The following is a 19734-nucleotide window of genomic DNA, read 5'->3' as shown; positions in this document are numbered from 1 at the left end:
CCGGCTCAGCGATGCGCCGCCACGGCGTATTCATCGGCGATGCGCGCAGCCAGCACGCGCAGCTCGGCGGCGCACTCGGCCTCGCGCTCTTCGGGCATGGCCGCCGCGGGACAGGCCCGCGCCAGGCTGCCGATGAGGCGCTTGTCTTCCGGCAGCAGGATCGGCACGCCCACGCCCATGACGAAGGGCGTGATCTGGCCGCGGCTGGTGGCGTAGCCCACGCGCCGTATCGCCGCCATCTTGCGGCGGAACTCGTCCCAGCTCGCCCCCAGTCCGGCGGCCTGAATGGCCGCGGCCGAACGCAGATAGGTCTGGCGGATGCGGTGCGCCGACAGATAGGGCAGCATCGCCAGCGAGGCGGCACCCTGGAACAGGGAAAACGGAATGCCGCGCGCGCGCCGTATGGTCATGTGCTGGTTGCCCTGCTGCAGCACGTCTGGCCCCACTTTGTAGATACACAAGACCTTGTCATCGTAGACATTGTGCAGCAGCAGCGCATTGTTCTCGCAGTGCTGGCCTTCGAGCACCTTGCGCCCGGCCCGGTATAGCGGGTCGGTCAGTTCCATGAGGCGTTCGAGTTCGACGATGCGCGGCCCCAGGCTGTAGCTGCCCGCCGACGCCGGCGCCACCAGGCCGGCGTCGCTCAGCTCCTTGATGTAGCGATAGGCGGTGGAGCGCGTGTAGCCCATGTGCGCCATGATGTCTTCGACGGCCACCAGTGGCACGGCGGTGGAGAACATCCCGAGGATGTCCAGCGCGCGGCTTAGAGTGGAAGAAGATTCTCTGGGGGCTGGCGTCATGAACAGCGATTGTGAAGCTACCACAGGAATTGTATAGGGTGACAGCGTGATCCGTACACTGCGCGGCCACGGATACATAGCCTCTTGCGTCAATTGTAAATTAATAATCCCATTAAGTGAGATTATTTACATAATTTAAATAATGGGATATTATTTGAAATTATTCAGACCGCTTTACTCCGATTTTCGCTTACCAGCCGCCAGCTCCGGCCGCCGGGCACATCATGACCGATAAAAAACTCACTGGCCGGGTACCGCGCGAGGCCATCCGTCGCATGGATCTGCCGCGCCTGGCGCCGGAACTGCTGCAGCGCTACGCCCGCATCGACGACCTGACCGGCGCGCTGTCCGACGCCATGGACAATCTCGGCCTGTGCGGCGCCATCCCCGCCCTGGTGCTGGCTCCCACCCTGCCCGGCAAGCGCCTGCTCGGCCAGGCCGTCACCGTACGCAACGTCGAACGCGGCGACAACCCCATGCGCGCCGCCGCCACGGGCAAGGGCCGCATGGGCGAACACGAGGCCTACAACCTGTCCGAGCCCGGCGACGTCGTCGTCATCGAAGGCCTGGCGGGCATCTCGAACATGGGCGGCCAGTCCGCTACGCTGGCGCATCGCAGCGGCTGCGCGGGGGCCGTCATCGACGGCTCGTTCCGCGACCCCGACGCCTCGCGCGGGCTGGGCTTTCCCATCTGGTCGCGCGGGGTCACGCCCATTACCGGCAAATGGCGCCTGCAAACCGTCGAAATCAACGGCCGCGTGCGCATCGCCGGGGTGTCGGTAGACGCGGGCGACATCGTCGCCGCCGACGAGGCCGGCGTCGTGTTCGTGCCCTACGCCCACGCCGAGGCCGTGCTGGCCGAGGCCGAGAAAATCGACTCGGGCGACCGGCGCCAGAAGGCCGACATCGCCTCGGGCGTGGATCTCGCCACGCTCGCCGCGACCCGCTACAAGTGAGCCTGCGAACAGCCCGGCCAAATACGCTCCCCCAAAACGCAATTCCAAATCCGACATACCCAGCTCAGGAAACACCCGCCATGCAGATAGAAACCCACGTCCCCATAGAGTGCGTCGTGCACAGCGCCGACATTCTGGGCGAAGTGCCCCTGTGGTGCGAACGCAGCCAGCGCCTGTGGTGGGTGGACGTGCGCCGCCCGGCGCTGCAATATTACGAGCCCGCCAGCGGCCGCCACGCCGCCCAGCGCCTGCACCCCGATCTGGCGACCGTGGGCTCGATCGCCCTGCGCGAGTCCGGCGGCTTCGTGCTGGCCACGGGCACGGGCATCTATTTGTACGATCCCGCCAGCAACGAGCCGGCGCTGCGCATCGCCAATCCCGAAGACGGCAGGCCCGGCATGCGCCTGAACGACGGCAAGTGCGACCGACGCGGCAGATTCTGGGTCGGCAGCATGCACGACGTACTGCGCGAGCCGCTGGGCACGCTGTACCGTCTCGACCCCGACCATGGCTGCCACGCCATGCTCGATGGCTTCGCGCTACCCAATGCCATTTGCTGGAGCCCCGACGATCGCCACATGTATTTCGCCGACACCCATAACCAGGTGATCTGGGTGTTCGACTATGACATCGACGAAGGCGCCATACACAACCGCCGCGTCTTCAAGGACTGGACGCATCAGGCCGGGCGGCCGGACGGCGCGACCGTGGATGCCGAAGGCTATGTGTGGAACTGCATGGTCGCCACCGGCCACTTGGTGCGCCTGGCGCCGGACGGCCGCGTCGATCGCGTCATCCAGCTGCCCGTCACCAATCCCACCTGCCCGGCGTTCGGCGGCCCCCAGCTCGACACCCTGTACATCACCAGCCATTCGCAGCGCTTCAGCGCCGAACAGCAGGCCCGCGAGCCCCTGGCCGGCGCCTTGCTGGCGCTGCAGGTCGGTGTGCGCGGCCTGCCCGAGCCGCGCTACGGCGGCTGACGACCGGCCTATTCACCCCCCATCACAAAACAAGACGGAGACCTCTCATCATGCATAAATTCATCCTGCGCTCTCTATTAAGCGCCTGCACGGCGCTGGCCATGGCATCCGGCGCACACGCCGCCGACACCATCAAGCTGATCGTGCCCTTCTCGGCCGGCGGCCCCACCGACCAGATCGCCCGCATCATCGCGCCGGGGCTAAGCGATGCCCTGGGCAAGACCGTCATCGTCGACAATCGCGGCGGTGCCGGCGGCGTCATCGGCGACGCGCTCGCGGCCAAGGCGCCGCCCGACGGCAACACCTTGCTGCTGACCACCTCCAGCCTGGTGATCACCGCCGGCACTACCCCCAACCTGCCCTACAACCCGCGCACCGACTTCGACCCCATCTACCTGCTGGGCAAGGTGCAGACCATGCTGGCGGTGCGGCCCTCGCTGGGCGTGAACACACTGGCCGAGCTGGTCGCCAAGGCCAAGGCCACGCCCAAGGGCCTGAACTACGGCTCCACCGGCGTGGGCGGCACCATGCAGATAGGCGCGGAACTGTTCAGGCACGCCGCCGATGTGCCGCTGGTTCATATCCCCTACCGCGGCGCGGCGCCGGCCCTGGTGGCGCTGATGGGCGGCCAGGTCGACTTGGTCAATGCCGACGTGCCGGTGCTCTTGCCCTACGTCAAGCAGGGCCGCATCAAGGGGCTGGTCATCTACGACACCAAGCGTTCGCCGCTGCTGCCCGAGATCCCCGACGCGGTCGAGGCCGGCATGCCCTCGCTGCAAATGAGCAACTGGTACGGCGTGCTGGCGCCCGCGGGCACTCCCGCCGCGACTCGCAAGAAAATCGAAGACGCCCTGGCCAAGGTCGTGCACCAGCCCGACGTGGCGGCTAAACTGGCGGCCGCCGGCTTCAACGACCCCATGGGAGCCGCCCCCTTCAAGGCCATGCTGGACAGCAGCTTCGAACGGTGGCTGCCATGGCTGAAGAAAATGGGCATCCATACCAACTGACACCTACCCGATATATCGACCTATGCAAGCTGCCCCACCCCGCCTCCTGCAAATAGGCCCCCTGCCCTCCGCGCTCGAAGCGGTGCTGCAACAGCGCTACCAGATGCACCCGCTCTGGAAGGAGCCCGAGCGCGGCGCCTTCCTGGCGCGCACGGCCGGCAGCTTCGACGGCGCAGTCACCATGTCGCGCCACGGATGCACGGCCGACATCTTCGAGTCGCTGGGCAAAGGGGTGGTGGCCTGCTTCGGGGTCGGCTTCGAAGGCCTGGATCTACAGGCCGCGGCCCGCTGCGGCGTGCAGGTCAGCACGACCCCCGACGTGCTCAACGACTGCGTCGCCGACTGCGCCTTCGGCCTGATACTGGCCAGCGCCCGCGGCCTGGTGGCCGCCGACCGCCACGTGCAGCAAGGCCGCTGGCCTGCCGGCCCGTTTCCCCTGGCCACACGCGTCAGCGGCAAGCGCCTGGGCATCGTCGGCCTCGGACGCATCGGCGCGGCCATCGCCCGGCGCGGCAGCGGCTTCGACATGCCGGTACGCTATCACGGCCGCAAGCCGCGGCCTGAAGTACCGTACGACTACGAGCCCGATCTGATCGAACTGGCGCGCTGGGCCGACTTCCTGGTGGTGGCCTGCCGCGGCGGCGCCGAGACCCATCACCTGATCAACACGCCGGTACTGCGCGCACTGGGGCCTCAGGGCTTCCTGATCAATATCGCGCGCGGCAGCGTAGTCGACGAGCAGGCGCTGGCAGAGGCCATTGCACAAGAACACATCGCCGGGGCCGGTCTGGACGTCTACGAACACGAACCCCACGTTCCGCCCGGGCTGCTGGGCCGCGACAACGTAGTGGTGCTACCGCACGTCGCGGCCACCACGCGCGAGACCCGCGCCGCCATGGAACAACTGGTACTGGACAACCTGCAAGCCTATTTCACCACCGGCAAGGTACTTACCCCACCGGCCTGAAGCACCCTACCCATGATCTTCGAACACCGCACCTACACCGTGGCCCACGGCCAGATGGACAGCTACCTGGCCCGCTACGAGCGATACGCCCTGCCCCTGCAGATGAAGCACCTGGGGCGCTTGCTGGGATTCTTCGTCAGCGAGATCGGGCCGCTGAACCAGGTGCTGCACATCTGGGTCTACGACGACATGGCTGACCGCGAGCAGCGCCGCGCCGCGCTGGACGCCGACCCCGCCTGGCACGAGTTCAAGCGCATCAACCGCGGCACCTTCGTGGCCCAGGAAGTAAAGATCATGCGCGACGCGCCGTTCTGCCCGCGACACGTTTGAGCTGAAGGGACGATTTCCAGGCGGCACCAGTGCCGCCCGTTCCGCATGCCCATTCCACGCGCCTGATCCGCAAGCCCGACCCCAATCCCGTTCCAGACCCCCGCACATCCGCGCCCGCCATGGCGCCGGAGCGGCATCACGCCTGCCTGCCCGTGCCTTATCAAGCGCGGCCCTCGCCGCACTCTCGAGTCATCCCCCGCCCTTTATTTTCATCACAAGCCTGTTTTGAATGTATCATTGCATACATTGATGTTCACAAACCCCACCCAGGGCCCACGCACAAAAAAGGAACACACCATGACTAAGCTGACCGGTGCGGAAGCGGTCGTACGCATGCTCGAGCTGAATGGCGTCAAGCACATATTCGGCCTATGCGGCGACACCAGTTTGCCGTTCTACGATGCGCTGGCGCGGCTCGACCACGGCATGACGCATATTCTTACCCGCGACGAACGCAGCGCCGCCTACATGGCCGACGGCTATGCGCGGGTCACCAACAAGGTCGGGGTCTGCGAAGGGCCCAGCGGCGGCGGTGCAACCTACCTGCTGCCCGGCCTGGTCGAGGCCAACGAGTCTTCCATCGCGGTGCTGGGCATCACCTCTGACGTGTCCGTGGGCGCGCGCGGCAAGTATCCACTGACCGAGCTGGATCAGCAAAGCCTGTACAAACCCCTGACCAAGTGGAACACCACCATAGACCGCGCCGACCAGATTCCCGGCGCCATGCGCACGGCGTTCCGGGCCATGACCACGGGGCGCCCGGGCACGGCGCACATATGCCTGCCTTATGACGTGCAGAAGCACGAGGTCGACGCCCAGGCCTTGTGGGCCCAGCCCGAGCACGGGCGCTTCCCGGCCATGCGCGCGGCGCCCGATCCGTCCGACGTGGCGCGGGCCGCGGACAAGCTGGTGGCGGCGCGGGCTCCGGTCATCATATGCGGAGGCGGGGTCGTCATCGCCGGCGCCTGCGCCGAACTGGCCGAGCTGGCCGAGACGCTGCGCGCCGCGGTATGCACCACGGTCAGCGGGCAGGGCAGCCTGGCCGACAGCCATCCGGCGAACGCCGGAGTGGTGGGCTCGAACGGCGGGGTCATGGCCACCCGCGAGGTGGTGTCCGGCGCCGACCTGGTGCTGTTCATCGGTTGCCGCGCGGGCTCGACCACGACCGAGCAGTGGCGTTTCCCGTCGGCCGCAGCCACCATCCTGCACATCGATTCCGACCCCATGGTGGTCGGCGCCAACTATCGCACCGAAGTCGGCATGGTGGCCGACGCGCTGCTGGCGCTGCGCATGCTGAATCAAGAAGTCAAGGCGCGCGCGGCGCATCGGCCTGCCGATGCGGCAGACGGCTACCAGGCCGCGGCGCAGGCCAGGCGCACGAAGCTGGCCGCCTTCGAACCTTTGGCACACTGCACCGACGCGCCGATCCGGCCCGAGCGCATCGTGGACGCGCTGAACCGGCTGCTGCCCGCAGACGCCATCGTGGTGGCCGACCCCGGCACGCCCTGCCCTTATTTCTCGGCCTACTTCAACCAGTCGCAGCCGGGCCGGCATTTCATCACCAACCGGGCCCACGGCGCCCTGGGTTTCGCCATGTCGGCCGGCGTGGGCGCCAGCATCGGCCGCCCGGGCGCCCGGGTGGCGGCCATCATGGGCGACGGCAGCTTCGGCTTCACGGTGGGCGAGCTGGAAACCATTACCCGCTACAAAGTGCCGCTGCTGATGATCGTAATTTCCAACAGCGTATACGGCTGGATCAAGGCCAGCCAGAAGGCCGGCTACGAGCAGCGCTATTTCTCGGTGGACTTCAACCGCACCGACCACGCGCTGGTGGCGCAGGCCTATGGGGTCAAGTCCTGGCGGGTGGAAGACCCCACGCAGCTGGACGCGGCCCTGAAGGCGGCGCTCGATCATGGCGGGCCGGCGCTGCTGGACATCATCGCCCAGCCCCTGCAGGATGCCGCCGCTCCCGTCAGCCAGTGGATGGGCTGACAAAGCACGGCGCGCGCTTGCCCGCCGGCTATTGCAGATAATGCCTATGCCGCCAGGCAATCGCGCGCGCAGCGCAGCCGCCCCGACCCACACAGCGATCCATATATGCCTACATCGACCATAGCCGCCACAGCCCGCCCCGCAGGCGGCCGGGCCCGCAACACCTCGTCCCAGGTCTACGAGAAACTCCGCGACATGGTGATCCTGTATGAAATCAAGCCCGGGGAAAGGCTCAACGAAGTCGCGCTGGCAGAGAGGCTGGAAGTGAGCCGCACGCCGATACGGGACGCATTGAATCTGCTGGCACGCGATGGCTTTCTGGAGGAGTCGGGGCGCGGCTACGTGCGCCGTTCGCTGAACCTGAAAGAGACCCAAGACTTATACGAAGCGCGCGAGGCCATCGAGGTCGAATGCCTGAGGCTGGCCGCGCGCCGCGCCACGCCGGAACAACTGGATAAGGTCGCAGCCTTTCTCGGCCAGAGCCGCAAGGTGCCGAAAGACTACCCCGTGCTGGATCTGGTGGCGCTCGACGAAAAATTCCACGACATGCTGGCCGAGCTGTCCGGCAACAATGAATTGCGGCGCATGCTGGGCGAATTGAACGCGCGCATCCGCTTCGTACGCTGGATCAATATGGAACAGATCGGGCGCGGCAAGACCCAGGCCGAACATGCGCAGATTCTTGCCGCCCTGCGCGACCACGATCTGGACAAGGCGCAGGCCTGCATGCGCGCGCATATTTCCCAACGCACGCAGCAGATCAAGGAATCCATCACCATGGGTCTGGCGCGCATTTTTCTTGACGGCCAGGCTTGATGCAAGCCATTCTGTCTAAGAGCCCTTCTTGTCTCCGGTAATGGCGGGCCGCTCGCCCACTACCAGATCCAGGCGCTCGGCCTCGTAGTCGCGGTGCAGCGGTTCGACCTGCGGCAGCGCCTTGTTGGCCTTGGCCGACAGTTCGCCGAAGCGCAGCACCTTGCCGTACAGGCCCTGCTGGCCGGCCACCGCGGTGACGGTGTCGTTGTAGTGCTGACTGGCGGTGCCCAGGGTGGCGCCCAGGCGCTTCAGGCGCTCGGCCACCAGGGCAACCTGGTTGTAGATCTCGCCGGCGCGGCCGCTGAGTTCCTGCGCCTGTTCGTTGCTGCGCGCCACCATCCACAGGTTCGCCACGGTCTTCAATATGGGCATCAGCGTGGTGTACGACACCATGATCACGCTCTTCTGATAGCCGTAATTGAACAAGTCCTTGTTGTGCTTCAAGGCCTCTATGTAGGCGGGTTCGATCGGCATGAACATCAGCACGAAGCTGGGGCTGCGCATGCCGATCAGATTGCTGTAGTCCTTCTTGCTGAGATCGTCGATGTGGTTGCGCACCGCCTTCACGTGGGCCTCGAGCGCGGCCTGGCGCTCGGCCTCGGTCTCGGCGACGATGGCGCGGTCGTAGTCGACCAGTGACACCTTGCTGTCCAGCACCATGTGCTTGTGGTCGGGCAGTTTGACGACGAAGTCGGGCTGGCGCGCCTGGCCCTGCTGATCCTGGAAGCGCGGCTGGGCCTCGTAGTGCTCGCCCTCGACCAGGCCGGCCTGCTGCAGGGCGTTTTCCAGCTGGATCTCGCCCCAGTTCCCGGCGGTCTTCTTGTCGCCCTTCAGGGCGCTGGCCAGGGTATTGGCTTCGGTGCTCATGCGCACGCCTATGTCCAGCACCTGGCGGATCTGCGCGCCCAATGAAGCATTGCCGCGCACCGATTCGTCGTGCACCTGGTTGACGCGCTGCTGGAAGCCCTGGATCTGCTCGCGAAAGGGCTTGAGCAGCGCGTCCAGCGACTGCTGGCTGGTGGCCGCGAAGCTGCGGCCCTTTTCTTCCAGGATCTGGTTGGCCAGATTCTGGAATTCGATCTTGAGCTGCTGGCGCGCCTGCTCCAGCGCGCGGCGGCCGTCTTCCAGCGCGGCAAGCTTTTCCTGATGCGTGATGCGCAGCTCGGCCAGTTCTTTGTCCAATGCCGCGGCGCGCCCGGTCGAGGCCTGCAAGGCTTGTTCCCGCGCGGCCAGGCTAAGCTGGGCTTCGTCCAGGCGCTGGCGCAAGCCCGCGGCCTCGGTCTCGAAACGGGCGCACATACGTTCGATCTGCAAGCGCTCGGCCTCCAGGCTGGCGTACCGGCCACGCGCCTGTTCCAGCTCGGCACGCTGGGCGGCGAACTGCTCGTCGCGCTGGCCGGCCGCGGCCTGCGCGAGCAGCAAGCGCTCACGCAAGACAGCCGCGGCGCGGCGCGTATACCAGGCCACGGCGCCGGCCCCCACAGCCAGGGCCAGCAAAGCCAGCAGCACAACGGTCGGCAAGGGAACGGCTTGGTTCATAGGGATTGGATTTCCCCCGATCAGGCCGCCGGAAACACCGGCTCGCCCAGGTTCAGCATCAGGCGATTGGCCCAGCCGAAGATTGCCACGGCGTGGATCAGATCCAGGACTTCGGCGTCGTTCATGCCTACCGTCTTGAGCGCCTGTATGGCCTGGGGCCCGAGCCCGGAGGGATCTTCGGTCATCTGCACGGCGAAATGCGCGACGGCGCGCTCGCGGTCGGTGGTGCCGGCGCTGCGCGGGTCGTCGAACACCTGCTGGACGGTGTCGTTGCGCTTGGCAAGCTGCTCGAAACGCTGCGCATGCACCGAGGCGCAATAGACGCAGCCGTTGATGCGCGATACCGTCAGGGCGCCCAGTTCACGGTCGGCGCGCGCCAGGCCGCCGGGCGCATACATGATGGCGTTGTAGGCCTCGGAACGCTGCTTGAGCACCTCCGGCTGATGTGCCAGAAAGCGGTAGTAGTCCGACTGCTTGGCCTTGGGATGGCTCATCTCCAGCACCGCCAATTGCTCGGGCGTGGCGCGATCCAGGTCGAGCACATCCAGCCAGGCTTTCCATTCCAGGCTTTCATTGGTGAAGCCGTGGCTCTTGACGGGCTTGCCCGTGGGCGTGCCGTCGCGCTGCGGCGCCACTGGCGCGATATCCGCCTGGCGCGGCACCGCGGCCGCCTCGGCGCTGTTTGCGGCGCCCTGCTCTTCGGCCTGCATGGCCTGCAGGCCCGCGACCGATCGCAGCTGGTACGAAAGAAAGGCCACCAGCTGCGCCAGGGCCACGATGTCCGGCGTAGAGATGCCTGCGGCCTGCAGCGCCTTAAGCGCCGCGGCATCGCCTTCGACGGGCTTTTCTATCAGCTTTTTGGTGAAGGCCAGCATGGCGCGCAGCCGCGCCGGTTCGATGGTGTCGATGCTGCCGGCCTGCAGTGCATCGGCCAGCGCAGCGCCGCCCTGTTGCGCGGCCAGGGCTTGCCGATAATGCGCGCCCAGGGCCGCGGCCTTGGACAGTACGCAGGCGCAATAGGCCACCGCCAGCCTGTCCCGCAACGCCAGGCCGCCGAGCTGGGGCCCGAAGAACAGCTCATAGCTTTTCTGCGTGGCCACCGCCACCTTGTCGCGCGCATGCCGCGTCGCGTACAGCGCCATGCCCGGCCGCAGCCCGACGATATGATCGATCACGTCGGCGCCAGCCTGGGCTTGTTCCGTAGTCACCATGTTCTTCCTCTTTGCAAACGGGGCCGTGCCGACCCCCGGATCATCGCCTCGATGGCAAACGCGTCAGGCAGCCTGCCATTCGTCGCCGAATACTTCGGGCTCACTGAAGGCCTGCATGGCTTCGTACTGCTGTTCGATGTTTTCCTGGTACAGCAGCCCGACGATACCGCGGGCCAGGCGTTCGGCGCCATCGCTGATGGCGGGAATGTCGCCCGACACCTGGCCGTGCACCAGCGTAGCCGGATAGCAGAAGCAGTGCACGCGCGACAGGCCCGGCAGATCGTGCCCCGGCTTGGGCTGGAATTCGAAAGCGGGCCCGACGTCCGGCGAACTCGTCAGCTCTGCGTCTTCCTGGCCGGCGGCCGGCTGGTAGCGGTCGCCCCAGACGCGAATGTGCGGGGCGATGGCCGCATATTCGGGCCGCCCGCTCAGGTCGATCATGAAGCCCGTGGACAGGATCAGGAAATCCAGCTCGAAGGTCTTGCGCGGCGTGCGCACCTGCAAGTGGCCATCGGCTTCCTGCACCGACAGCACCGGGCTGTCCAGGTTGAAGCGGGCATTGTCGTGGCGCGAGACGCGCAGCGTGCTGCCGCGCGGCGGCGGCACTTGCTGTTCATTGATGTAGTGGCGGATGCGCCACTTCCAGTCGTCGGGCAGCGCGACATAGCCGTGGGTGAAGCCCGGACTGCCCGCGCCCTTGCCCTTGTTGATGCGGGGGATGTCGGCGCGGCGTATCAGCAGGTCGACGCTGGCCGCGCCGTGCTCCAGCGCGGTGGCGGCGCTGTCCATGGCCGAAGCGCCGGCGCCCACCACGCCCACGCGCAGGCCGCGCAGCCGGCCGTAGTCCATTTCGTCGGAAGAATGCGCCCAGTAATGCCGCGGCACATCGCGCATGAATGCCGGAATATAGGCGCCGCCCAGGCCGGCGCGGCCGGTGGCTAGCACCAGGCGGCGCGCGTACACGGTCTGCGGGCCGGCGGGCGCATCGATGCGCAACTCGACGTAGTCGGCATGCGGTAGGATCTGGTTCACGCGATGCTGGTTGCGGATATCGACATTCATCACGCGCCGGTACCAGCGCAGGTAATCCATCCATTGCAGGCGCGGGATCTTGTCCAGCTCTTCCCAGGCCTGCCTGCCGAACTGGGCCTCGAACCAAGCATGGAAGGTCAGCGCCGGCAGACCCATCGCCGGGCCTGTGAGCTGCTTGGGCGAGCGCAAGGTTTCCATGCGCGCCGTGGTGGCCCAGGGGCCTTCATAGCCCTCGGGAGACTGGTCGAAGTTGCACACTCTGATGCCCAGATTCTTCAAGGCCACGGCGGCCGCCAGCCCCGCCATGCCGCCGCCGACGATGGCCACGTCCAGCGCGGGACGGCCATTGAATTCGGCGGGCGGCACCCAGGGCTTGGCCGGCAGCTCCAGCCAGGCGAGATCCTGGGCCAGGCGCTCTTCGAGCGCCTGCAGGTCGAATGCGGGTGGGGTGGTCATAACAGAGCAATATCCTCGATGGCGGATTCGTGATGCGAGTTCAGCAGCGCGCGGTTGCGGTTCGCGCTATTGAGCCGGAAGCCTGGAATGTACAGCTCGGCCTGGTGCTTGAGTGTTTCGATGAGCGCCGAGACGGCAGCGTCCGGCGCCTGGTCTTCGTGTGTGATGACGCCCATGACGAACGGCACGGCGGCATCCATGGGGCGCAGCACCACACCGGACAGCGGCATGCCGTAGCCGGTGAACGGTTCGACCAGCGCCACCCCCAGGCCGGCGCGCACCAGCGCCAGGGCATTGAGCGTGGAGTTGGTTTCGATGTGGCGCCGCACCGGCGCCGCGCCGCGCCCGAACAGGGCGGTGGACAAGCGATGGCGCAAGCGGTTGCGGCTGGACATGGTAATGACGGGCATGTCGCGCAATTCCGCAATCGCCACGCTGGCGCGCGCAGCCAGCGGATGCGATTCGGGCAGCGCCAGCACGCAGGGCGCCTCGCCCGACCAGTGCAGCCGGCAGCGGCGCAGATCGATGGGCAGGCTACTCAGGCCCAGCGCCGCCTGGCCGGTGGCGATCGTCTTGGCCACGTGTTCAGGCGCCAGGCTGTCGACGAGGATCTTGCGGCCGGCAAGCAAACCCGGCGCAACGGCAGCGCGTGCCGCCCGCGTTGGCGAGGTTGCCTGCGTTGGCGAGGTTGCCGGTGCCGCCCCGGCCGCCGCTTCGGCCTCGGCCAAAGCGCCCGGCAACAGCCCCGCGCCCAAGGCATAGGTGGCAACGATTTTCAGCGGCCGGGCCCGCCCCAGGGCGATTTCGCGCGAACGCTGGTCGAGCTGCTGCAGGCCGGCCAGCACATGCTGCATTTCTTCATGGAACTGGCGTCCCTGCTCGGTCAGCGTAACGGCCGGGCGCGTGCGTTCGAACAGCGTGAACCCCAGCTCGTGCTCGAGTTCCTGCACCTGGCGGCTGATGACCGGCTGAGAGCGGTCGAGCAGCCGCCCCGCGGCGGTCACGCTGCCCGTAGAGAGCACCGCGGCGAACGCTTCGAGCTGTCGGATTTCCATGCAGGTTTATTCTGAAATAGAATTTATTGATATAAATTATGCATTTTCAGAATTTTTTTGGCAAGTCTTGGCGCAGGGCATCAATCTTCCAGGATTGATGCGGCCTGATGCGTGACGACATCCCCAAAAGCTGGCTCGAGCCGGCTAGATGACGACTTCTTCCTCTACGACAAACGTTTTTTGCCGGCCGATGAAAGTTGCCCCGTGGGCCAGCCAACGCCGCCCTTCCGGAGAGCTGAAGGCTTCCTGAGTGGCCTCCTGGCTGTCGAACCAGGTTTCCGCAATACCATCCACCTCGCCCAGTTCCCAACGCACGGGCACATCCGCGCGCTGCGGCTCTTCGATGATGTGGCACAAGACATAACGGCGCAGGCCCGGAACATCGTGCGAGATAGGCAAATGGTCATTCCAGTGTGTTAGAAACTCTTCCCTGGACATGCCTTCTTTGCGTGTCAGGAGCGATATGCGTTTGACCATCTTCTGTTTGGTCGGGGAACTTGCTGTTGGCGTCATAATTTCCTTCCGGATTACGAATTGGGCCGCTTGCGTTGCATCAGGGCCTGTTCAGACTAATTGACTTTGATCTGGCTTTCGTCGATAACGGATTTCCACAGCCGGCCGTCTTTCTCGACGCGCTCGGCGAGTTCGGCCTGCGAGCTGGGACGTGCGGTCATCCCCATCGAGGCGAATTTTTCGATCGTTTTCGGATCCGTCAAAACTTCGGCCACCGCCTTGGTCAGCTTGTCAGCGGCCTGGGTCGGTACATTTCTGGGCCCGAACAAGCCCATGAAGCCCACGACATCGAAACCGGACAAGGTCTTGCTGATAGGAGGTACTCCGGGCAACAGCGGATCAGGCTTTAGGCTGGAAACCCCCAAAGGAATCAATTGCCCCGACTGCAAAAATGGCTTGATCTCGGAAATCGTAGCGAACATCCAGTCGATCTCTCCGGAGATCACGGCCATCAGCGCGGGGTTATTGCCTTTATACGGGATATGCAAAAACTTGACACCTGCACGCTTGGCAAATAACAAGCTGGTCATGTGGTTGCTGGATCCGTTACCCGCCGAGCCATAAGTCAGGCTTTTTTCCCGGCTGCGGGCCAAAGCCAGGAACTCGTCCAATGATTTCACGTTCAAGGCCTTGCCGACGACCAACACGTTCGAATATTCGGTCAACATGGAAATAGGCGTGAAGTCTTTGGCGGGATCATACGCAACCTTTTGCAGGTACGGCGCCATGGTCAGCGTCCCCGAATTCCCTAACCCAATCGTGTAGCCATCGTTGCTGGAACGGGCGAGGCGGCCGACACCGATCGCGCCACCCGCGCCGCCAACATTTTCCACGACAACTGATTCGTGCAGTTTTTCCTGCAATTGGGCGGCCACCTGTCGGCTGATGATGTCCGTAGCCCCGCCAGGCGGGAACGGCACCACGTACTTGATCGGGTGATCCGGCCATGGGTGCGCAGATAGCGCAGGCATATACAACACCAGAAATACGGCAAATACATGCCGCCACATTGACTGACCTGTCCGCTTCCAATAAGAACCGTTAAGCACCTTGCCTCCGCTGGTTGTAGTGAGTCTTGCCTCGGATTCTATAGCCTCTGGAGCATAAAAACAAATAGATTGAACTTATGACCTATTAACATAGCAGAGCAATGACAATACTCGGAGCATCGGTGTCAACAAAGGATCGCCGGGATATCCTTCCTAGCGCCTACACTTACAGGCTCGCAACACCTTGCCGCGCCGCCCGCCGCCGTCAGTCCAGCAGCTTCTGGGGCACATACACGTGGCCTTCCATCAGGCGCCGGGCGCTGCGGCTCATGGAGACCTTGGTCACGATCCAGTTGCCGCCCTCTTCGCGCGCTTCGGCCCCGACCCGCAGCACGCCCGAGGGGTGGCCGAAGCAGACGGTGTCGCGGGTTCCACCCAATACTTCGCTGACGATCGTGCCGGGAATGGCAGCGGCGGCCGCGATGCCGACCGCCCCCGTGCCCGTCATGGCGTGGTGCGGCTTGCCCATGGAGATGATGCGCGCCAGCAGGTCTATGTCTTCGGCGCCCACCGCCTTGCCGCTGCTGGCGACATAGGGCGCCGCCGCCGCGAAATACGCCAATTTGGGTGTGTGCTGCCGATGGCTGGTGGCGTATTCGGCGCTTTCCGCCAGCCCCATGGCCACTGCGGCATGGGCGCGTATGGCCTCCAGGCGCGCCAGCAGCGCCGCGTCCCGGGCGAGTTCAGCAGGCGCTTCGGTGCCGGCCAGGCCCAGATCGGCCGCCGCCAGGAACACGCCTGGATTGCCCGCATTGATCAGCGTCGCGCGCAGCTTGCCGACACCGGGGACGTCCAGTTCGTCGATACGCTTGCCGGTGGGAAACGTAGCCGAGCCGCCGGCGCCGCCATCTTCGCCGGCATCGGCGCCCGGGTCGAGGAATTCGAGCCGGATCTCGGCCGCCGGGAAGGTGACGCCGTCCAGCACGAAGTCGCCCAGCTCTTGCACCTGGCCGTCGCGCATGGGCACGTGCGCCACAATCTTCTTGCCGATGTTGGCCTGCCAGATGGTGACGCGGGCCACGCCGTCGCGCGGCGCCTGCACCAGGCCCCGGTGTATGGCAAACGGCCCGACGGCCGCGGTCAGGTTGCCGCAGTTGCCGCTCCAGTCGACCAGCGGGCGGTCGATGGCGACCTGGCCGAACAGGTAGTCGACGTCGCAATCGGGCCGATCGCTCTTGCCGATTATGACCACCTTGCTGGTGCTGGACGCGGCGCCTCCCATGCCGTCGATCTGCTTTTCGTACGGATCGGGGCTGCCTATTACGCGCAGCAGCACCGCATCGCGCCTGGCGGGGTCGGTCGGCAGGTCGTCGGGCAGGAAAAACACGCCCTTGCTGGTGCCGCCGCGCATGTACAGGGCGGGGATGCGGGTCTGGCGTTGCGTAGTCATTTTTCGGGCGTCCGTGGTAGGCCGGCAAAGAACCAGCCGTTGACAAATAATAGATGAAGAATCGCCACTCGAAGCTTCAACTCACAGCCGCAGCCCGCTGCCACCCTGCCCGCCACCCGCGGCGCTGCACGCGCGAAGCGCCGCGCCCCTTCCCGGCCATGGTTATTTGGACATGCCGAAGGTTTCGGGATCCGGGCCGCTGCGGCCGTCGACGCGATCCAGCGTGGCGATGGCCGCCATATCGGCGTCGTCCAGCGCAAAATCGTAGACCTGGAAATTCTCGCGGATGCGGGCTGGCGTCACCGACTTCGGGATTACCATATTGCCCAGTTGTATGTGCCAGCGGATCATCACCTGCGCCACCGAGCGGCCATACTTGAGCGCGATGCCCGCAAGCACCGGATCTTCCCACAGCGCGCCGCGCCCCAGCGGGCTCCAGGCCTGGGTCTGGATGCCGTGCTCGGCGTGGAACTCGCGCAGTTCCGCCTGCTGAAAGCGCGGATGCAGCTCGATCTGGTTGACCACCGGCAGCACCCCGGTTTCGTCCAGCAGGCGCTGCAGATGACTGACAGTGAAATTGGACACGCCGATGGAGCGGGCGCGGCCTTCATCGCGCAGGCCGAGCATGGCTTCCCAAGCCTGTACGTAGCGCTTCTGCGCCGGCACCGGCCAGTGGATCAGATAGAGATCCACGTAATCCAGGCCGAGACGCTCCAGGCTTTCCTGCAAGGCCAGGGGCGTGCTGTCGTGCCCGTGCTTGTCATTCCACAGCTTGGTGGTGATGAACAGCTCTTCGCGCGCCACGCCGGAATCGGCAATGCCGCGCCCCACCCCCTTCTCGTTGCCGTAGATGGCGGCGGTATCGACCAGGCGATAGCCTTCTTTCAGGGCCGTGCCGACCACGTCGGCGGTAATGTCGTCCGCGACCTGCCAGACACCCAGCCCGAGCTGGGGCGCGCTGCGACCATCATGGAATTTGACTGCGTTCTGCGTAGTGGACATGGCTGAACTCCCGATCCCTGGGGCCTGTTGAACGGCTACCAATTGATTATACGTATGTTAAAAGAGCATTTGCTGCACCCGCACAATTGCTCACACAATAACAATACCCAGGCCGGATCCATGGCCGCGGACGGCAAGAGCGGCGCCGCAATACACACAAAAAGCACTCGCGAAAACACACAAGGAGCACCGGTAAACATGAGCGTACATACCGACATCAAACGCACCAGCGTGCCGCAGCTGGTGGCCTGCAAGGGCCAGCGCAAGCTCGCCTGCCTGACCGCCTACACGGCACCATTTGCGCGCCTGCTGGACGATTATCTGGACATGATCCTGATAGGCGACTCCACCGCCATGGTGGGCTACGGCCTGCCCGACACCCTGTCGATCACCCTCGAACAAATGGCCGCGCACGCCGCGGCGGTGGTGCGTTCGACCGCCAAGGCCTGCGTGATCGTCGACCTGCCTTTCGGCAGCTACCAGGAATCGCCGCAGCAGGCCTACGCCAACGCCGCGCGGGCGCTGGCGGCCAGCGGCGCCGACGGCGTCAAGATGGAGGGCGGCGCGGTCATGGCCGAGACCACGCGCTTCCTGGTGGAGCGCGGCGTGCCGGTGCTGGCGCACGTCGGGCTCATGCCGCAGTATGTGCACACCATGGGCGGCTTCAAGGCCCAGGGCATGAATGACGCGGCGGCAGAACGGATCTTGCAGGACGCCGTCGCGCATGAACAGGCCGGCGCCTTCGGCATAGTGCTCGAGGGCGTGGCCGAAGCGCTGGCGCGGCGCATCACCCAGACGCTGCAGATACCGACCATAGGCATAGGCGCATCGCCCGACTGCGACGGGCAGATCCTGGTCACCGAAGACATGCTGGGCCTGAGCGGCGCGCGCATACCCAAGTTCGCACGCCAGTTCGCCGACGTGGGCGCGGTGATACGCGGGGCGGTCGAACAATACGCCAACAGCGTGCGCGACGGCTCGTTCCCCGGCCTGGAAAACTGCTTTGGCGCGAAGAAGCCATAAACCTGGAGCGGCCGCCGGGCTGGCCGCCCCAAGAGCGGCGCGCCGCCGCCGCGGCTAGCGCTGCCCCGGCGCCCAGGATTGGGCCAGCATATTCAGCAGCAGATCGGTGTACGACCACCCGGCCGCCCTGGCGGCCATGGCGATCAGGCTGTCGCGATTGTCGCGGTCGGGGCGCCCCGGCCCGGTGAGGTTGGGCTTCATGTTCAGGTCGAACAAATAATACTTGCCGTCCTTGCCGGCCCTGCAGTCGATGCGTATCGGCGCGCGCGAATCGACCAGCGCCGCGGCCTGCGCGCATTGCTGCAGCAGCCTGCGCAAGGCCGGCTGCTGCAGCGCGTCCTTGTCCAGAGGCTTGCTGTTGGCGGCCAGCGGCTCGGCGTCGTCGTAGGGTGCCACACCGTCTTCGTGGCGGCTGCGCTGCACCGCCGGCAGGCCCCAGTGCGACGACATCTTTTGCAGTTGTTCACCCATGCGATAGGTGCCTGGCGGCATCACGGCGACGGCCAGCTCGTCGCCGGGCAGGAACTGCTCGACAATGACCGAACGGTCGAAGACCGGCACCAGGTCGCCGTGGAAGATCTCGCTGGCCTTCATGATCTGATCGAAGCGCGCGCGCAGTGCAGCCATTGTATCGACCCGGAACACCCCCTGGCTGCCGCGTCCGCGCAGCGGCTTGACCACCAGCGGGAAATGCAAGCCGTGCGCGGCCAGTTCCGATTCGGATAAGGCCTCTATGGCATAGGTCTGGCGCGGATCGTCGCTGCCCACCAATACCGAAGGCGCCACCGGCAGGCCATGGCGGCGCAGCAGTTCGTTGGCGACCCATTTGTCGTCGTAGGCCTGCACGCGCTCGGGCAACTGGCCGACGATGCGCGCCTGTTTCAGAAAGGATTCCAGCGGATGCTCTTTGAACAGCACCGTATTGGCCCACAGCACGCGGGCGCCGGCGTCCAGCGCGGCCTGTATGCCTTCGGCCGAATCCGGGTAGACCCAGTCCGCATCCGCGCCGGGGGCCGGCTGGGGCACCGGCGTGCACACCTGCACGTCCGCCGCGCGCAGCGCAAAAGCAATGTCGGCGCCGCTATCGGCGTAGCCGCCGCGCTTGACCGGCCGGTGCACATTGCCAATTGCGGGCGCCTCGATAGCCTCGAAAAGTACCGCCACCGGGCCGGCTGGCGGCCATCTGTCGTTGCTGGAGAAATCGCTGGTCATCGCGTCCCATCCCCTGTTCCGATGCCGTGGCTCAATAATGCGGCGGCTTTTCGTTCGCCGACGGGGCCGAGCCGTCATCGGCGAGATCTTCGGCCTGCCTGGCCAGCCTGGCGCAGAACGCCCTGAGTTCGTCGAGCTGCTTCTGCTGCTGATACACGAGCTGGTTCAGCTCTTGCGTCAGATCTTCCTGGCGCGTGAGCTTGATTTCGATTTCGATCAAGCGCTCTTCGACAGTCATGCGGCGCGATCCTCAAAGAGACTGGGAAGCTTTCATTTTAATGCCGGCCGCGCCACCACGCCCGGCCGCTTTCATTGCCGCGTTTTCCATCCTGCAATAAATTTCATTTGACGCAACGCTAGTGCGTACTATGAAATTTATGGCTAGTATGCGCAGACCTGAACAC

The 19734-nt window shown here is 65.5% G+C and carries 19 protein-coding genes; 8 read left to right on the top strand and 11 right to left on the bottom strand.

The features are described from left to right. Nucleotides 1-5: 5 nt before the first annotated feature. On the bottom strand, nt 6-800 hold the full coding sequence (locus CEY11_RS07480) for an IclR family transcriptional regulator (RefSeq protein ID WP_158215229.1): 795 nt from the start codon (nt 798-800) through the stop codon (nt 6-8). A 224-nt stretch (nt 801-1024) separates the two neighbouring features. On the opposite strand from CEY11_RS07480, the gene CEY11_RS07475 reads away from it, so the two are divergent. The 7 genes from CEY11_RS07475 (at nt 1025) to CEY11_RS07445 (ending at nt 7848) form a co-directional block, all read left to right on the top strand. Further along, nucleotides 1025-1756, top strand: a complete 732-nt coding sequence (locus tag CEY11_RS07475) for an RraA family protein (RefSeq protein ID WP_088602701.1) — start codon at nt 1025-1027, stop codon at nt 1754-1756. An 80-nt stretch (nt 1757-1836) separates the two neighbouring features. Next, nucleotides 1837-2736 (top strand): SMP-30/gluconolactonase/LRE family protein, encoded by a 900-nt coding sequence (locus tag CEY11_RS07470; RefSeq protein WP_088602700.1) that lies wholly within the window; start codon nt 1837-1839, stop codon nt 2734-2736. Between the two features lie 50 nt (nt 2737-2786). After that, on the top strand, nt 2787-3743 hold the full coding sequence (locus CEY11_RS07465) for a Bug family tripartite tricarboxylate transporter substrate binding protein (protein WP_088602699.1): 957 nt from the start codon (nt 2787-2789) through the stop codon (nt 3741-3743). 22 nt (nt 3744-3765) lie between these two features. Continuing rightward, nucleotides 3766-4710: a 2-hydroxyacid dehydrogenase gene (locus tag CEY11_RS07460; protein WP_088602698.1), complete on the top strand. Its 945-nt coding sequence runs from the start codon at nt 3766-3768 to the stop codon at nt 4708-4710. A gap of 12 nt (nt 4711-4722) precedes the next feature. After that, complete coding sequence (locus CEY11_RS07455) at nt 4723-5040, top strand: NIPSNAP family protein (protein WP_088602697.1); 318 nt, start codon at nt 4723-4725, stop codon at nt 5038-5040. A gap of 297 nt (nt 5041-5337) precedes the next feature. Then, nucleotides 5338-7032: a thiamine pyrophosphate-binding protein gene (locus CEY11_RS07450; protein WP_088602696.1), complete on the top strand. Its 1695-nt coding sequence runs from the start codon at nt 5338-5340 to the stop codon at nt 7030-7032. Between the two features lie 105 nt (nt 7033-7137). After that, the gene (locus tag CEY11_RS07445) at nt 7138-7848 is read left to right on the top strand and encodes a GntR family transcriptional regulator (RefSeq protein ID WP_088602695.1); all 711 of its coding nucleotides are present in this window, start codon (nt 7138-7140) and stop codon (nt 7846-7848) included. Nucleotides 7849-7863: 15 nt separating this feature from the next. Here the strand turns inward: CEY11_RS07445 and rmuC are convergent, their stop codons facing one another. The 8 genes from rmuC to CEY11_RS07405 form a co-directional block, all read right to left on the bottom strand. Beyond that, a complete protein-coding gene (rmuC, locus tag CEY11_RS07440; RefSeq protein ID WP_088602694.1) occupies nt 7864-9387 on the bottom strand; it encodes a DNA recombination protein RmuC in 1524 nt (507 codons plus the stop codon). Nucleotides 9388-9407: 20 nt separating this feature from the next. Then, nucleotides 9408-10598 (bottom strand): CMD domain-containing protein, encoded by a 1191-nt coding sequence (locus tag CEY11_RS07435; RefSeq protein ID WP_088602693.1) that lies wholly within the window; start codon nt 10596-10598, stop codon nt 9408-9410. Nucleotides 10599-10661: 63 nt separating this feature from the next. Beyond that, nucleotides 10662-12086 (bottom strand): flavin-containing monooxygenase, encoded by a 1425-nt coding sequence (locus CEY11_RS07430; RefSeq protein WP_088602692.1) that lies wholly within the window; start codon nt 12084-12086, stop codon nt 10662-10664. Further along, nucleotides 12083-13141 (bottom strand): LysR family transcriptional regulator, encoded by a 1059-nt coding sequence (locus tag CEY11_RS07425; RefSeq protein WP_088602691.1) that lies wholly within the window; start codon nt 13139-13141, stop codon nt 12083-12085. Before CEY11_RS07425 ends, CEY11_RS07430 begins: the two co-directional genes overlap by 4 nt. A 144-nt stretch (nt 13142-13285) precedes the next feature. Further along, a complete protein-coding gene (locus CEY11_RS07420) occupies nt 13286-13618 on the bottom strand; it encodes an EthD family reductase (protein ID WP_158215228.1) in 333 nt (110 codons plus the stop codon). 92 nt (nt 13619-13710) lie between these two features. Continuing rightward, a complete protein-coding gene (locus CEY11_RS07415; RefSeq protein WP_088602689.1) occupies nt 13711-14664 on the bottom strand; it encodes a Bug family tripartite tricarboxylate transporter substrate binding protein in 954 nt (317 codons plus the stop codon). Nucleotides 14665-14908: 244 nt separating this feature from the next. After that, complete coding sequence (gene prpF / locus CEY11_RS07410; protein WP_088602688.1) at nt 14909-16093, bottom strand: 2-methylaconitate cis-trans isomerase PrpF; 1185 nt, start codon at nt 16091-16093, stop codon at nt 14909-14911. Nucleotides 16094-16255: 162 nt separating this feature from the next. Further along, complete coding sequence (locus CEY11_RS07405) at nt 16256-17095, bottom strand: aldo/keto reductase (RefSeq protein ID WP_088602687.1); 840 nt, start codon at nt 17093-17095, stop codon at nt 16256-16258. Nucleotides 17096-17293: 198 nt separating this feature from the next. Between CEY11_RS07405 and panB the strand changes: the two genes are divergently transcribed. Beyond that, on the top strand, nt 17294-18118 hold the full coding sequence (gene panB / locus CEY11_RS07400) for a 3-methyl-2-oxobutanoate hydroxymethyltransferase (RefSeq protein WP_088602686.1): 825 nt from the start codon (nt 17294-17296) through the stop codon (nt 18116-18118). Nucleotides 18119-18172: 54 nt separating this feature from the next. Here panB and CEY11_RS07395 read toward each other — a convergent pair whose 3' ends face one another. Further along, entirely contained in the window at nt 18173-19330 is a 1158-nt protein-coding gene (locus CEY11_RS07395) for an ATP-grasp domain-containing protein (protein WP_088602685.1), read from the bottom strand. Between the two features lie 31 nt (nt 19331-19361). Beyond that, nucleotides 19362-19568 (bottom strand): SlyX family protein, encoded by a 207-nt coding sequence (locus CEY11_RS07390; protein ID WP_088602684.1) that lies wholly within the window; start codon nt 19566-19568, stop codon nt 19362-19364. Nucleotides 19569-19734 lie beyond the last annotated feature (166 nt).

The organism is Candidimonas nitroreducens (assembly GCF_002209565.1).
In the GTDB taxonomy this organism is placed as follows: Bacteria; Pseudomonadota; Gammaproteobacteria; order Burkholderiales; family Burkholderiaceae_B; genus Candidimonas; species Candidimonas nitroreducens.
The sequence above is the reverse complement of the archived record's forward strand: the minus strand, read 5'-3'. Positions and strand labels throughout refer to the sequence as shown.

Excerpts from the sequence above, each read along its gene's own strand:
- CEY11_RS07480 (WP_158215229.1), bottom strand. The coding sequence starts at position 800 with ATGACGCCAGCCCCCAGAGAATCTTCTTCCACTCTAAGCCGCGCGCTG.
- CEY11_RS07475 (WP_088602701.1), top strand. The coding sequence starts at position 1,025 with ATGACCGATAAAAAACTCACTGGCCGGGTACCGCGCGAGGCCATCCGT.
- CEY11_RS07470 (WP_088602700.1), top strand. The coding sequence starts at position 1,837 with ATGCAGATAGAAACCCACGTCCCCATAGAGTGCGTCGTGCACAGCGCC.
- CEY11_RS07465 (WP_088602699.1), top strand. The coding sequence starts at position 2,787 with ATGCATAAATTCATCCTGCGCTCTCTATTAAGCGCCTGCACGGCGCTG.
- CEY11_RS07460 (WP_088602698.1), top strand. The coding sequence starts at position 3,766 with ATGCAAGCTGCCCCACCCCGCCTCCTGCAAATAGGCCCCCTGCCCTCC.
- CEY11_RS07455 (WP_088602697.1), top strand. The coding sequence starts at position 4,723 with ATGATCTTCGAACACCGCACCTACACCGTGGCCCACGGCCAGATGGAC.
- CEY11_RS07450 (WP_088602696.1), top strand. The coding sequence starts at position 5,338 with ATGACTAAGCTGACCGGTGCGGAAGCGGTCGTACGCATGCTCGAGCTG.
- CEY11_RS07445 (WP_088602695.1), top strand. The coding sequence starts at position 7,138 with ATGCCTACATCGACCATAGCCGCCACAGCCCGCCCCGCAGGCGGCCGG.
- rmuC (WP_088602694.1), bottom strand. The coding sequence starts at position 9,387 with ATGAACCAAGCCGTTCCCTTGCCGACCGTTGTGCTGCTGGCTTTGCTG.
- CEY11_RS07435 (WP_088602693.1), bottom strand. The coding sequence starts at position 10,598 with ATGGTGACTACGGAACAAGCCCAGGCTGGCGCCGACGTGATCGATCAT.
- CEY11_RS07430 (WP_088602692.1), bottom strand. The coding sequence starts at position 12,086 with ATGACCACCCCACCCGCATTCGACCTGCAGGCGCTCGAAGAGCGCCTG.
- CEY11_RS07425 (WP_088602691.1), bottom strand. The coding sequence starts at position 13,141 with ATGGAAATCCGACAGCTCGAAGCGTTCGCCGCGGTGCTCTCTACGGGC.
- CEY11_RS07420 (WP_158215228.1), bottom strand. The coding sequence starts at position 13,618 with ATGGTCAAACGCATATCGCTCCTGACACGCAAAGAAGGCATGTCCAGG.
- CEY11_RS07415 (WP_088602689.1), bottom strand. The coding sequence starts at position 14,664 with ATGTGGCGGCATGTATTTGCCGTATTTCTGGTGTTGTATATGCCTGCG.
- prpF (WP_088602688.1), bottom strand. The coding sequence starts at position 16,093 with ATGACTACGCAACGCCAGACCCGCATCCCCGCCCTGTACATGCGCGGC.
- CEY11_RS07405 (WP_088602687.1), bottom strand. The coding sequence starts at position 17,095 with ATGTCCACTACGCAGAACGCAGTCAAATTCCATGATGGTCGCAGCGCG.
- panB (WP_088602686.1), top strand. The coding sequence starts at position 17,294 with ATGAGCGTACATACCGACATCAAACGCACCAGCGTGCCGCAGCTGGTG.
- CEY11_RS07395 (WP_088602685.1), bottom strand. The coding sequence starts at position 19,330 with ATGACCAGCGATTTCTCCAGCAACGACAGATGGCCGCCAGCCGGCCCG.
- CEY11_RS07390 (WP_088602684.1), bottom strand. The coding sequence starts at position 19,568 with ATGACTGTCGAAGAGCGCTTGATCGAAATCGAAATCAAGCTCACGCGC.